This window comes from Mucilaginibacter sp. P4_A11, assembly GCF_056402535.1.
The window spans coordinates 131,647-145,392 of sequence record NZ_JBFUHE010000006.1; the positions used below are offsets into that span (position 1 = coordinate 131,647).

A 13,746-nucleotide genomic window follows, 5' to 3' on the forward strand; every position below is an offset into this window, starting at 1 on the left:
TTATAAACCATTCGCCCTAACCGTTATCTCGGCAATGTCAAGTACCCGGATCTCTTGTTCCTTATCCTGATTTTTTACCCCATCGGTAAGCATGGTCATACAAAACGGGCAGGCAGCAGCTACCACTTGAGCTTGGGTCTCCATAACATCAGCAATACGCTCAATATTGATGTCCTTTTTGCCCGGCTCCGGTTCTTTAAACATTTGCGCACCGCCTGCGCCGCAGCACAAACCATTTGATTTGCAGCGTTTCATCTCTACCAGTTCGGCATCCAATATTTCCAATGCCGCGCGTGGGGCTTCGTAAACATCATTTCCTCGCCCCAAATAACAGGGATCATGATAGGTGATCCTTTTTCCCTTAAAGCTTTCTCCACCCTCAGCTTTGAGCTTACCATCGTTTATCAGCCCCTGAATGAGCTGTGTATGATGGATCACCTCGTAATTTCCACCCAACCCGGGATACTCGTTTTTTATAGTATTGAAACAATGCGGACAGCCGGTAACTATTTTTTTAATGTTATAACCATCCAGCACCTGGATATTCATCATGGCCTGCATCTGGAACAGGAACTCATTTCCTGCCCGCTTGGCAGGGTCGCCGGTGCAGTTTTCTTCAGTACCTAAAACTGCATAGCTAATACCCACGTGCTGCAATATTTTACATATATCACGCGTAATTTTGCGGGCTCGTTCATCAAAACTGCCGGCACATCCAACCCAAAACAATATCTCAGGTTCTTTACCTTGTGCAGCCATTTCGGCCATGGTTGGTATCTTTATTTCACTCATAAATTAGTCATTGGGTCATTTCGTCATTAAGTCATTAGCCACCATACAATGACTTAATGACAAATGACTTAATGAATTTATTCCTCCGCCCAGTTAAACCTGTCGGCCTGGCTGTATTTCCAGGGGGCACCGTTGTTCTCTACATTGCTAAACATATTGTTTAAGCTTGCCGGGGCCTGCGATTCTTCCATCACAATGTAACGGCGCATTTCAGTTATGATCTCCAGCGGATTGATATTTACCGGGCAGGCATCAACACAGGCATTACAACTGGTACAAGCCCAAAGCTCTTCGCGGGTAATGTAGTTATCAAGCAACGATTTATCGTCCTGGTGGTCTTTGCCATGCTTATCAATGTTATTACCGATCTCGGTGATCCGATCGCGGGTATCCATCATGATCTTACGGGGCGAGAGCAGCTTTCCCGTAATATTGGCCGGGCAAACCGAAGTACACCTGCCGCATTCGGTACAGGTATATGCCTCCATCAGGTTTTTCCAGGTAAGGTCGGTTACGTCTTTTGCGCCGAAACGACCGGGCTCGCCGGTATTTTCAGGCACGAAAGAAGGGTCAAGCATGGCTTTCACCTCGTTGGTAACCGATGCCATATTGGTAAATCTACCTTTGGGGTTCAGGTTTGAATAATACGTATTCGGAAACGCCAGCAGGATATGAAAATGCTTTGAATATGGCAGGTAATTTAAAAAACACAAGATCCCCACAATATGGAACCACCAGCAAACCCGTTCGGTAATCACCAATGCCGAAGCGCTATCAGGCAGTAAAGGTGCCAGCAATGAACTCACCGGAAAACTCCCGGCGGTGACGTAGTGACCAAAATGCAGTAATTGCAATTTATAATCGGCCGCGTTCATGGTCAGGAAAGCCGTCATGAGCAGTATCTCGGTAATGAGGATATAGTTAGCGTCAGATTTCGGCCATTGGGTCATTTCTGTACCGGTAAACCTTTTCAAATGCACCACATTACGCCTGCACAAAAAAACGATACATGCCGTAAACACCAGTACCGCAAGGCCTTCAAAACTGCCTATTAAAAAACCATATAAACCACCAAGTGGGCGCGCAAAAATGCGATGAGAGGCAAAAACACCATCAATCATGATCTCCAGCACTTCAAGGTTTATAATGACAAACCCCACATAAATAAAAAAGTGCATGATCGCCGCCACGGGGCGCTTAACCATTTTGGTTTGTCCTAAGGCTACTTTGGCCATTACCTTCCAGCGTAAGGCGGGCTGGTCGTTACGGTCGATCTCCTTACCCAGCAAAATATTGCGCCTTATTTTAGACACATTTTTGCCGAAGAAGTAAACGGCCGCTGCCAGGATGATAATAAATATAAGTTGAGCAATCATTATGCGTGCATAGTAATTTTATCAAAGTTAAATGAATTGTTTAAAGCGCGAAATGTTTTGAGAATGAAAAAATATTTGAAAATTAATTAGCTGATTACCTGTACACTTATTTAAAACAGGCGCATCGAATCAAACTTTTTTCAAAAAAAAGTTTTCAAACATAAAAAAAAGGCTACATTTGCACTCCCCAATCACGGGAACGGTTTGGTACCATAGCTCAGATGGTAGAGCAAAGGACTGAAAATCCTTGTGTCACTGGTTCGATCCCAGTTGGTACCACAGAAACAGAAATCCTCTTAGTTAACGCTAAGGGGATTTTTTGCGTTTAACCGCCTTTCCTGACATGCAACGCTTTTTTTGAGATCAGTCCGAAAATTCACATCGCCCCGTATCTAATTAGATGATTTTTTTGTCTCTAAATAACTCATTAGCAAACTTTTAATAATTCGCTAACAAATTGTTTATGATATATATTATTTGTAAGTTTAGGTAACCAATTGTATTATTTATGGTGGTAAAATTTTAGGCATTTATTTTGTCCTTACTTGGCTCTTTTACTAAGATGATTAAGTTATCAACCGCCAAATAAAAACCTCCACCAGACGAAATAAATTCCTATATCATATTAAACCTTAAGCATTATGAATAAGATTTTGATTTTCGCAGCTTTATTTAGCTTCTTGATTTTTGGATGTAAGAAAAAAGAGAAGTCTTCCGAGGCAGGCCTGTCCGGTGTATATGAACTTGAAAAACAAGTGCTCGATCGAGGAGACAAAGACTCTGTTATTAAACGAACGCAAATTAAAATCTATACAGATCATAACTATTTATATGCCAGTATAGTACCAGACTCGTCTGTTGGGTTTGGTGTGGGTACTTACACACTTGACTCGGCTAACCGACTTAAGGAACATAGTATTTACACCAGCAGAGCGCTCGACTCATCCCTAACTTATAATATTGAGGTTACAAAAAAACCTGGTGGTTATGGCCAGGTAATTCCCGACTTTGCCACAGTAAAAGGTGTAAAATATGCATTGAAAGAAGATTATAAAAAATTCCCGCCAGCGGATAGTTCTGCGCTTGATGGTTTATGGAAAATGGAAAAAACCTATACAATAAAAGGCAAGGACACGATCCCAACTGATGTAACGCAGTATAAAATATTCTGGGGAGGACATTTTATTTTCGTCCACAGGTTCGCTCAGAATAAGGAAAAGACCATCTTTAAAAATGGATTTGGTACTGGAGTATTTACTTTTAGTAATGACACACTTAGGGAAGAAGAGCAAATATCAAATTACCGGCTTCTTCAGGGTAATAAATTTACTGTTAAAGTAACGATGAATGGTCATGACGAATATACCCAGGTGATTAATAGTGCAACAAATGGCCAATCTGTAGAAATATACAAGCGCGTCAAATAAAAATTCCTTATTTAACCTTGTGTCACTGGTTCGATCCCGGTTAGTACCACAGAAACGAAAAGCTTCTTAGAAAAATCTAAGAAGTTTTTTTATGCCTTTAAAATCGCGATTTTAAGCTTAAAAAGTTCGAAATTTGTACAGGCAGGGACAGCTAATGCAAAATTCATCGGCCTTTACCTTTCATCCGCCTTGCGCTTTTGGTGCTAAGGCGATATTCCGGGGCCATTGATCAACGCGTTCCGCAAAATAGTTCAGAGCGTTCCGTTACACTTTGACCATGCTATCTTTCTGAATTAGATATTTGAATTATCTACACGATTCATTGGTCTAATGGGCACGGAATAGAATGGGCAAGCATGCGGAATGTCCAATTTTAAACTGCTATTAAGCATAAGCTGACCAATGTTACTAAGCCGTCATGCCCTCCGGCGATGTGAAATCCCGATTGCCAGATAAGTCCTTTCTGAACAACACTGATATTTTGACACCTTTTCTTATGTTACTGTCAATGTTAACAGTCCCATTAATCTCTTTTGTCAACCCTCTAATCAATTGGAAACCGAGTGAGTTTGGACTGAAATCTTCATCATCTTTCGTCATACCGATGCCATTATCGGAGATCTCAAATTTTACTTTTTCGCCCAGATTCTCCAGTAATATTGATATTTCCCCACGTACATCGCCTGGAAATGCATATTTAATCGAATTAGTTATAGCTTCATTAATAATTAGGGCCAAGGGAATAGCAATTACAGCGTCAAGACTGATCGGGTCGATACGCACCCGAAAGGAGACTTTATAAGAGGCGATATTAAAACTATCTTTTAGATATTGGATTAATTCGGGGATATATAGAGCCATATCGATTGTTTGGATATCTTCTGACTGATATAGCTTTTGATGAATTAGCGACATGGTATAAATTCTGTTCTGGCTGGTTTCAATTGCTTTAAGTGCGTCATTTTCCAAGTATGCTGCCTGCGATTCCAGTAAGCAAATAATGGTTTGTAAGTTGTTCTTGACCCTGTGATGCACTTCTTTGAGCAGCCATTCTTTCTCTTCGACCAAAAACTGGAGTTCGAGATTTTTTTGGTTGATCAGATGATTTTGGCTTAGGGTGGTTTCCTGGGTCTGAAGCATTATTTTATTAATCTTCTGGTTACTTCGGTATTGCTTATAGATAAGGGCAGTGATAATTAAAAGAAAGGAGATAACTGCTATAGTTACATCTTTGATTAATCTGGTTTTAGTTAGCTCCGCTTTTTGGAGCCGGTCACTTGCGGTTAAAAAAAGTATCCGTTGATCTTTTATTTTAATTTCACTTTCTTTTTTTTCGCTCTCATATTGCACCTGTAATTGCTGAATTTGTTTGCTTTTTTTTTCATTAAACAAAGAGTCGTGGATGGCAAAGAATTTTAAAAAGTGCGTATTGGCGTCTTTGTAATTGTGCATTGCGGTATCTACCGCATGCCATAATCGGTAGTTTGCAAGTGTTTGATGCGGGCTTTTTGTAGTTATTTTCTCATTTAATTTCAAATATCTTAATGCCTCGGAGTAATTTTTCGACGCTAAATAAAACTTGGCAAGCTCAGTATTTAAATTACTTTTAAGGCCCGGCTGGAAAGCTTTTCGGTTCAAAAGTTCAATCAATTGATCGCGATAGGTCTTGGCTTCTTTTAAATGATTGAGAGCTATATAAATTTGCATATAGGCTAAAGGAACGAATGAATCAGACTCTTTTCCAGATTGAGCTAAATATTTATGTGGTACACTTTTTGCAAACTTAAGTGCTTCTTTGGGCTTGTTTAATTCAATATAGTTGCTTACGATGTTAGCAAAAAGCGTTTTAATATAATTTTCATCATTATTTATTTCCGCGAATTTTAAAGCTCGAATAAAAAAGGGCATTGCTTTCTCCTTCTGCCCCAATGTGAAATAAATCATTCCTGTAAAATTTTCAATATCACCTCGCTTCATTGTGCTATCCTTAAGCAATTCGGCCGTTCTGAGAGCTATCAACTCATATTTAATGGCTTTTTCTAAATCATTTCGGAGATAGTGTATTAACGCTATCAGATCATAAATCGAATGTATTTGCGAATAATTGACAGACTGGTAGCTTTCCAGGGCCTCCTGCGCTATAGTTAAAGCCCGAGTGTAATCTGGAACTTGTACATACAACTGTGAAAGCTGGTTCAACGCATTCGCTTTTAGCAGGGTATGTTTCTTAGTTTTCGCGGTCTGACGAAAGTATTGAATCCCTTGTTGAATCAGATTTATTCTCTCAAGAAGCTGCTGCGAGTCAAACTGGTTGTAATTCTGCGCAATTTCTATGTAGACTTGTGCCAATAGCAACGAATTGTTTTCCTTTTTTAGCACTCCAGTTGCCTCTCCTGCAAGTGCGATAGCACGAGATCTATGGCCTCTTTCTCTTTCTATACGAGACTTTAAGAGAAGGATTTCCCCGGTAAACTTTTTAAATTTTGATCGATTATTAAGTCGGTTAGCCCGGTCCAGAAAAATAGCAGCGCTATCAATGTCAATATTAGATTTTCCGGATTTATCAAGTTGGTTATATGCCGATTCGAGCAAAATATTAATGCTAGTTGTATCCGCCGTTACAAAAGTTACGACATTAAGGGATGAATCCGCTATTTGTTTAGTCTTGGGTCTCCCGTAAGATGCTATAAATAGTGGAAGGAGCATAACGATAACTAGTAGTTTTTTTTGCATAGTTATGTTTACTAAAATAACAAAAAATCAAAACAAAGAATTGTGTTTCTCAACAATGGAACATTCTACTTCAAGAGTTTATTTTTTTGATAATTCCCTCACGGCAATACAGCAAAAAAAGGCCATTTCTGTACGAAAATGACCCATTACGCTTTTAGGCGTATTTCTTCCCTTAATCATTTGTATGTGCTTTTTACGATTCCATTACCTACGAGCGGATACTACACATAAATTCAAATTAATTTAACATCATTTTTATAACCTTTGTCCAAATTTTAGCAGGTATTGAGGTATGTCGAAAATGATATTTATAAGCATAGGCTGGTTGGGTGTGATTTTTTGTACCCTGGGTTATTTGCTGCTGAGCATGAAGGTATTAAAAGCCGAATCGAGGATATTTCAGGCTCTCAATATTCTTGGGGGCCTTTGCCTGGCAGCCGCTGCCGTTAACGCACAGGACTTGCCCAACGCGGCCGCAAATGTGTTATGGATGTTTATAGGCATGTATGCCCTTGGCCGGCAGTTAAGAAACCGATAAATGAGGTATGCCTAAAAACTCATAGGCCTTCTGTTTATAGTAATTGAGCCTTTCGCTATAGGCCGCTGCGTCATTTTCAAGTGATAGATAAAAATAAGCCCCGTCAACCAATACAAAAATAAAGTCGGCTGCGGTTTGTGGATCCTTTACTGCGGTTAGCCCATTTGCATTGCATTGTTCAATAATAGCCGCCAAACCCTGCCGTAACGAATCGAGGATGATCTTGTATTTCGATTTAATTTTTTCTTCGCGGAAAGCCAAGGCGTAAAAAGTATAAAAAAGCCCGTCGTCAAAAAGCAGGTTCCACTCCTTCGAAAACAGTGCCTCTACTGTATTTTGAAGGTTTTCTATAGTTGTCTGTTCTTTGCCTTTAACCGTATATATTGATAAATAACTTTCCAGGATATGATCGATAAGTGCGTAAGTAAGGTCTTCCTTGGTTTCAAAGTAATGCAAAATGAGGCTCGGATTAACATCCATAACCTTGGCAATTTTTGCTATCGAGGTGTTTTCATAGCCCTCCTTTTTGGCTACTTCATAAAACATTTTAATGATCTCCAGTTGTCTTTCTTCTTTAAGACTTTTGCGGCCCATGGCTTGTAGCGATTTTGCTGCAATACTACTAAAAAGAAATCTGCATCATCAAATTATTAATAAATTGATTGACTGTTCAATCAATTTATTAATCCCCGCTTAACCTCGTATTAATATCGGATAAGGAATTTAGTCGGCGGTTAAAAATGACCCGCGTCTAATTAAAGATTAACTATCAATCAAATGAAAAAAAAGCTACTTTGGATCTTCCTTCTCCTGCTCATTTCGGCCGGTGGCTTTGCTCAGGGAATTACCGTAACGGGTATCGTATCTGATGCAAAAACAAAAGAAACGCTGCCCGGTGTAAACATTAATGTAAAAGGCACAAACGTTCGTATCGCTACCAACAAAAATGGCGCGTACACGCTTAATGATTTGAAACCAGACGCCGTGCTGGTTTTTTCATTTATGGGCTACAAGCCTATAGAAACCCCACTTAACGGGCAAACCAAAATCAACGTTTCCCTATCAGATGATTTTGCCAACCTGAACGAGGTGGTTGTCGTCGGTTTCGGCACCAAGAAAAAGATCAACATTGCCGGTGCTATTGACCAAATTTCAGGAAAACAGCTGGAATCAAGGCCGCTTGCCAATGCCATCCAGGGCTTGCAGGGCCTAAGTCCGGGCTTAAATATCACCTATCCGGGTGGTGCGCCAGGTACTGTGCCTACTATCAATATCAGGGGTTATACATCAATTAACGGCGGTTCACCACTTGTTGTAATAGATAATATCCCGGCGACAAGTTATGATGACCTGCTTCGTTTAACACCTTCGGATATTACTTCGTTTACCGTTTTGCGTGACGCGGCATCGGCTGCTATTTATGGTGCCCGGGCAGCATTTGGTGTGATCCTGGTAACTACCAAGCAAGGTGTTGCAGGCCATAATACCATTAGCTATAATACGTATACATCATGGGCTAAACCAACCTTGTTGCCTAAACCTGTAACCGACCCATACATTTTTTCGAGGGTGCTGGAAACCTCTACTGACAATACACCATGGGATTATGTGAATTATTCGGATGAGTATTACCGCTGGGCCAAAGAAAGATCGGATAACCCTTCAATTGCAGATACCCGCATTAACCCGGCCGACCCAACCAAATGGGAATACATGGGCAGTAATGATTGGTATAAATACTTTTTTAACGATGCCAGTTCATCTCAAAGCCATACCTTAACATTCTCGGGAGGGGCCACCGTAAATAACAAACCCCTTACTTATTACCTGTCAGCAGATTATACTAAAGACAATGGCTTGAACAAATTAACCGATGATTACTGGAGCCGTTACGGTCTGCGGTCAAAGGTTGGTTTTTCGCCGGTATCATGGCTTAAAATCGATAATAACCTGAATATATACCAAACCAAACGCGCGCTACCAAATTCAAGCATTACCGACCTGTATTACCTGATGCCTACCGATGTAGCCACCAACCCTGATGGTACATGGGCTAATACATCAGCAGGCAGGTTGGCTGCCAAACTTACTGATGGCGGCAACAACCTTCAAAACATGTTCGGTTTTCAGAATATTACCAGCGCAACCGCTTTGTTTTTAAATGGCGATTTGCAGGTGAATGCCGATGCTTCATTTAAGCGTGAGCTTTGGAAAACACATACCGATACCAAAAAATATAAAATAGGTTACGGTCCCGGCGATATCCGCGAGGAAGGTGGAACAGGATCGGTAAGCGAAGGCAACGGTTATTTATATAACAACGCCTTTAACGTATACTCAACCTACAAAAAAACACTGGGCGATCATTTTTTCAGCGCCATGGTGGGCTTTAACAGCGAAGATTACAGCTATTCTACCGTAAACGCCGGTAAAGATGTATTGATCTCTTCTTCGCTGCCTTACCTGTCGCTTACCAGCGGTACGGCTACCGCCAGCGGCGGTTACTCTGCTTACGCTACAAACAGTGTATTTTCAAGGCTAAACTATACTTTTAAAAATAGGTATATCCTTGAGGCAACCGGACGTTATGATGGTTCGTCACGTTTTCCGGTTACCAAAAGGTGGGGCTTTTTCCCATCAGCCTCTGCTGCCTGGATTGCAAGCTCTGAAGAATTTTTCAAACCCCTGGCACCTACCATATCTACATTTAAATTACGGGCATCATATGGCGATCTGGGCAACCAAAACGTAGGCGATTTTGGCTATATCCAGTCGCTGGCTACAGGTACATCAGGTTATTTGATTGGCGGTGCCGGTCAAAACCAGATTATTAACGGTGCGCCGGGCCTGAATGTTGATCCGCAAACTTATACATGGGAACGGGTATCAACCCGCAACTTTGGTACCGATATCGGCTTACTGAATGATAAACTGTCCCTTACTTTTGATTACTACATCCGCGATACTAAAGGGATGTTAACCGCGGGCCAGGAGCTTCCGGGCGTATTGGGCACTGGTGTGCCGCGCCAGAATGCTGCCGACCTGCGTACCAAAGGCTGGGAATTTTCTATCTCCTACCGCGATAGGTTTGATCTCGGTTCTAAACCATTCAGCTTTGATGCTAAAATATTCGTTGCCGATTCAAGATCTAAGATCACCAAATTTCAAAACGACCAGGGCCTGTTCTCTAACTACCGCGTAGGGCAGGATATCGGCGAGATTTGGGGATTGGAAAACGACGGCTTGTTCCGCAGCAAAGACGAAATTGCCAAGCTTGATGAGTCTGCCATTATTCCATGGGGCGCTTTATCCATCGTAGAGGGCTGGCCTAAGTATAAGGACCTTGACGGAAACGGTAAGATAGAAACAGGCTTAAGCGCTAAAAATCCTAAAGATTTAAAGGTGATAGGTAACAGTACAGATCGTTACACTGTTGGTGCCAATATCAATATGGATTGGCGTGGTATTGACCTGGCCATATTCCTGCAGGGTGTTTTGAAAAGAGATTTTTATCCTCACCATTACTTGTTCTGGGGCCCATATCAGCAGCCTTATGCCAACGTATACCCATGGAACCTGAACTATTACCGTGGCGCTGCCGATTCGCCCGAGCAAAGGGCTAAACACTCGGCATCTTATATCGCCGCCGGCCTTGCCGATGCCAATACCAATTCAGAATATCCTGTATTGCAATCATGGCTGGCCGATGCCAACTATGGAAGCGGTTTGGATATCCCGCAAACAAAGTATTTGCTGAATGGCGCTTACCTGCGTATTAAAAACGTATCTGTAGGTTATACCATCCCGGCTAAATGGACCAAGAAAGTTGGTATCAGCCGCCTGCGTTTTTACGCCTCCGGCGAGAACCTCTACGAATTTTCGGCCATTAAAAAATATATCGATCCGGAAGCTGTTAACCAGGGGCCAAGTGCCTGGGCGTATCCTTACCAACGCAGGTATGCCTTGGGTTTAAACCTGGACTTTTAACAACCTGGTGTTCATTACATTTCAAATCAAATTAAAATGAAAAAGTATCTATATATATTATTTATTGCGGCGGTAAGTACGCTGGCGGCCTGTAAAAAAGGCGGGCTGGACCGTTTTCCGCAAACCTCAATTTCACCTAACCTTTTCTTCAACACCGAAGAGGACCTGGCTTTATACGTAAACGGCTTGCTGTCCCAACCGGACCGCGGTACTTATCTTAATGACCAGAGCTCGGATAACGTGGCCACTACAGCGGCCGTTGAAGTGAAGAATATTATCTTTGGAAGCGCCAATTCACAAAACATCACTACCGGCTGGGAGTGGACAAGATTGCGCAACATCAATTATTTTCTTGAAAATTACCAAAAGGCACAGGTTACCCCGGCCATCAAAAACCATTATGCAGGGTTGGCCCGTTATTACCGTGCGGGGTTTTACCTGGATAAGATAAAGCGTTTTTCAGACGTGCCCTGGTACTCGGGTACTTTAGACCCTTCAAGCAAGGACCTCTATAAAGGCCGCGACCCGCGCAAACTGGTTGCAGATAGCATGATGGCAGACCTTGACTTTGCTTATAAAAATGTTAGGGAAAGCATTCCGACTGGTACGCCGGGCAAATGGGCAGTTGCCGCCTTATACGCCCGGGCCGCACTGTATGAAGGAACCTACCGCAAATATCATGATGAAATTGGCCTGAAAGAATCTGCCAATTCATTTTTAGAAACTGCTGCGAAGATTGCCGGTGAGATTATTGCCGGTGGCAAATTCGCAATTTACAATACAGGCAAGCCTGATCAGGATTATGGAGTTTTATTTTCAAGCCAGGACCTTACTGGCAATAGCGAAGTGATCCTGACCAATATTTTTGATTTAACCAAGGGCAAAGGCCAAAACGTTAACTCAACGGTGTTTGGCGATTATGAGCAGGCCCCGGCTAAAGATCTCATCCAAACTTACCTGATGAAAGATGGCAGTCGTTTTACCGATGTGCCTAATTACCCTCATAAAGGTTTTGTTGAAGAGTTTAAAAACCGCGACCCTCGCCTGGCGCAAACCATGGTTTATCCAGGCTGGGTAAGGATACCTGATGCAACGCCATACATTCAACGTTTAAATAAAAACTTTACAGGTTACCACCAGCTAAAAGGCTACGTAAACAGCACGGATAACAACACTTTAAATGGTGTGGATTTCCCGGTGTACCGGTATGCCGAGATATTACTTACCTATGCCGAGGCGCTGGCCGAACTGGGTACTTTAACCCAAAGCCAGTTAGACCAATCGGTTAACTTATTAAGAAGGAGGGCAGGTTTGCCTGATCTTAACCTTTTGGCGGCGAACGCTAACCCTGATCCTACTTTGAAATTGCAATACCCGAATGTCACCTCGAACATAGGTGTTATCCTCGAGATCAGGCGCGAACGCAGGGTGGAATTTGCTTTTGAAAATTTCAGGTTTGACGATTTGATGCGCTGGAAAGTTGGCAAATTGCTTGCCAGAAGTCCGGAGGGCATGTACTTTAAAGGTTTGGGTAAATATGACTTGACCGGCGACGGCGTGGATGATATCATTTTGATTGACCGTGCTGCTACTATCCCGGCCGAAGAGCAGAAAGAGAAAAACTCACTGGGCGTTAAACTGGTGTACTATCGTGCTGGCACCATTGGTACCGATGCAACAGTATATCTGAAAGATGGGAACAACGGCGGTAATATTGTAACCGAAAATGTGGTGCGGAATTTTGAAGAACCGAAGTTCTACTATCGCCCTATCCCGCAGCAGCAAATTGTGTTAAACGCTAATTTGAAACAGAATTTTGGTTGGTAATATGACTATGGAAATAAAAAGAAGAACATTATTAAAGGCCGCAGCTGGTATAGCCGCGGGTATGGCAGCCACAGGTGCCGTACCCGCCATGGCCTCATCATCCGGTGAAAAAGCCGGCAAAGGCAAACCTGTATTAACTGTAGCGCATATCACTGATGTGCATATCAGGGCAGGAGATAACGCGCCAGACAGATTTAAACGCTGTTTGAAACAGGTCATCAGTAAACATAAGCCTGATTTCTTTTTAAACGGCGGCGATTCGATCAACGACGCTTCGTATGATAATGTAGTACGTGAACAAGTTACCGAACAGTGGGGGATCTGGGACGATTGCCTGAAACTGTTAAGCCCCTACGAGGTGTATAGCTGCATAGGCAACCACGACCCATGGTGGAAAGCCCCTGCAAAAACGGATGAAATGTTTGGCAAGGATTACGTGGTAAAACGCCTAAAAATCCCAAACCGTTATTATAGCTTCAGTAAAAAGAACTGGCATTTTATTATTTTGGATGGTAATAACAGTAATATCTCGTTAGATGCTGAGCAATACGCCTGGTTGCAGCAGGACCTGGAAAAACTACCGGCCGGTACGCCAACTTTGTTGATGTCGCACTATCCAATCCTGGGCACTACGCAGGTACTGGTAGGTGGCGGGCATTCGGATTGTAAAAAGCTGAAAGACCTGTTTTATAAACATAAAGGTAAAGTAAGGATTTGCCTGAGCGGGCACAACCATCTGTCTGACCATACGGTTTATAACGATGTACTGTATTGCTGTAATGGCGCTATGAGTGGCTTTTGGTGGGGCAAAGGCGATGCAGAATCTTTAGGCCCGGGATATTACCTGGAAACGCCTCCCGGATACGCTATACTGAAACTGTACGCCGATGGCACCGTAGAAAACGAATACTTTCCGCATACATTTTAAACAATTAACAATGATGTTAAGATCAATTATTTGCTTGGCGGCCTGCCTTTCATTATCAACAGCAGGCTTCACCCCATGCCAAAACAGGCATTGAATCAAAACAGAGCAAAGGGCTTAAAATCCTTGTATCACTGGTTT

At 42.3% G+C, this 13,746-nt stretch carries 9 protein-coding genes and 1 tRNA gene; 6 read left to right on the plus strand and 4 right to left on the minus strand.

Translation table 11 applies throughout. The features are described from left to right. Both AC1DUD_RS13590 and AC1DUD_RS13595 read right to left on the minus strand, forming a co-directional pair. Entirely contained in the window at positions 1-792 is a 792-nt protein-coding gene (locus AC1DUD_RS13590) for a (Fe-S)-binding protein (RefSeq protein WP_477375217.1), read from the minus strand. A 77-nt stretch (positions 793-869) separates the two neighbouring features. Continuing rightward, positions 870-2,168: a 4Fe-4S dicluster domain-containing protein gene (locus AC1DUD_RS13595; protein ID WP_477375218.1), complete on the minus strand. Its 1,299-nt coding sequence runs from the start codon at positions 2,166-2,168 to the stop codon at positions 870-872. A gap of 206 nt (positions 2,169-2,374) precedes the next feature. Between AC1DUD_RS13595 and AC1DUD_RS13600 the strand changes: the two genes are divergently transcribed. Both AC1DUD_RS13600 and AC1DUD_RS13605 read left to right on the plus strand, forming a co-directional pair. Continuing rightward, positions 2,375-2,447: transfer RNA gene (locus AC1DUD_RS13600), tRNA-Phe, on the plus strand. Positions 2,448-2,809: 362 nt separating this feature from the next. Further along, positions 2,810-3,595: a hypothetical protein gene (locus AC1DUD_RS13605; RefSeq protein WP_477375219.1), complete on the plus strand. Its 786-nt coding sequence runs from the start codon at positions 2,810-2,812 to the stop codon at positions 3,593-3,595. Between the two features lie 408 nt (positions 3,596-4,003). Here AC1DUD_RS13605 and AC1DUD_RS13610 read toward each other — a convergent pair whose 3' ends face one another. Then, complete coding sequence (locus AC1DUD_RS13610; protein ID WP_477375220.1) at positions 4,004-6,328, minus strand: tetratricopeptide repeat-containing sensor histidine kinase; 2,325 nt, start codon at positions 6,326-6,328, stop codon at positions 4,004-4,006. A 292-nt stretch (positions 6,329-6,620) separates the two neighbouring features. Between AC1DUD_RS13610 and AC1DUD_RS13615 the strand changes: the two genes are divergently transcribed. Next, positions 6,621-6,866 carry a CBU_0592 family membrane protein gene (locus AC1DUD_RS13615; RefSeq protein WP_477375221.1) on the plus strand — a complete coding sequence of 82 codons (246 nt, stop codon included), beginning with the start codon at positions 6,621-6,623 and terminating at the stop codon, positions 6,864-6,866. On the opposite strand, the gene AC1DUD_RS13620 is transcribed toward AC1DUD_RS13615, so the two are convergent. After that, positions 6,852-7,460, minus strand: coding sequence for a TetR family transcriptional regulator (locus AC1DUD_RS13620; protein WP_477375222.1), 609 nt, complete (start codon positions 7,458-7,460; stop codon positions 6,852-6,854). The two genes, AC1DUD_RS13615 and AC1DUD_RS13620, sit on opposite strands and share 15 nt — an antisense overlap. A gap of 183 nt (positions 7,461-7,643) precedes the next feature. Here AC1DUD_RS13620 and AC1DUD_RS13625 point away from each other — a divergent pair, with 183 nt between their 5' ends. The 3 genes from AC1DUD_RS13625 to AC1DUD_RS13635 are packed head-to-tail and all read left to right on the plus strand — an operon-like array spanning position 7,644 to position 13,608. Beyond that, positions 7,644-10,853 carry a SusC/RagA family TonB-linked outer membrane protein gene (locus AC1DUD_RS13625; RefSeq protein ID WP_477375223.1) on the plus strand — a complete coding sequence of 1,070 codons (3,210 nt, stop codon included), beginning with the start codon at positions 7,644-7,646 and terminating at the stop codon, positions 10,851-10,853. A 36-nt stretch (positions 10,854-10,889) separates the two neighbouring features. Next, positions 10,890-12,680: a RagB/SusD family nutrient uptake outer membrane protein gene (locus tag AC1DUD_RS13630; protein WP_477375224.1), complete on the plus strand. Its 1,791-nt coding sequence runs from the start codon at positions 10,890-10,892 to the stop codon at positions 12,678-12,680. 7 nt (positions 12,681-12,687) lie between these two features. Continuing rightward, the gene (locus tag AC1DUD_RS13635; protein ID WP_477375225.1) at positions 12,688-13,608 is read left to right on the plus strand and encodes a metallophosphoesterase family protein; all 921 of its coding nucleotides are present in this window, start codon (positions 12,688-12,690) and stop codon (positions 13,606-13,608) included. Positions 13,609-13,746: the final 138 nt, after the last annotated feature.

Excerpts from the sequence above, each read along its gene's own strand:
- AC1DUD_RS13590 (WP_477375217.1), bottom strand. The coding sequence starts at position 792 with ATGAGTGAAATAAAGATACCAACCATGGCCGAAATGGCTGCACAAGGT.
- AC1DUD_RS13595 (WP_477375218.1), bottom strand. The coding sequence starts at position 2,168 with ATGATTGCTCAACTTATATTTATTATCATCCTGGCAGCGGCCGTTTAC.
- AC1DUD_RS13605 (WP_477375219.1), top strand. The coding sequence starts at position 2,810 with ATGAATAAGATTTTGATTTTCGCAGCTTTATTTAGCTTCTTGATTTTT.
- AC1DUD_RS13610 (WP_477375220.1), bottom strand. The coding sequence starts at position 6,328 with ATGCAAAAAAAACTACTAGTTATCGTTATGCTCCTTCCACTATTTATA.
- AC1DUD_RS13615 (WP_477375221.1), top strand. The coding sequence starts at position 6,621 with ATGTCGAAAATGATATTTATAAGCATAGGCTGGTTGGGTGTGATTTTT.
- AC1DUD_RS13620 (WP_477375222.1), bottom strand. The coding sequence starts at position 7,460 with ATGGGCCGCAAAAGTCTTAAAGAAGAAAGACAACTGGAGATCATTAAA.
- AC1DUD_RS13625 (WP_477375223.1), top strand. The coding sequence starts at position 7,644 with ATGAAAAAAAAGCTACTTTGGATCTTCCTTCTCCTGCTCATTTCGGCC.
- AC1DUD_RS13630 (WP_477375224.1), top strand. The coding sequence starts at position 10,890 with ATGAAAAAGTATCTATATATATTATTTATTGCGGCGGTAAGTACGCTG.
- AC1DUD_RS13635 (WP_477375225.1), top strand. The coding sequence starts at position 12,688 with ATGGAAATAAAAAGAAGAACATTATTAAAGGCCGCAGCTGGTATAGCC.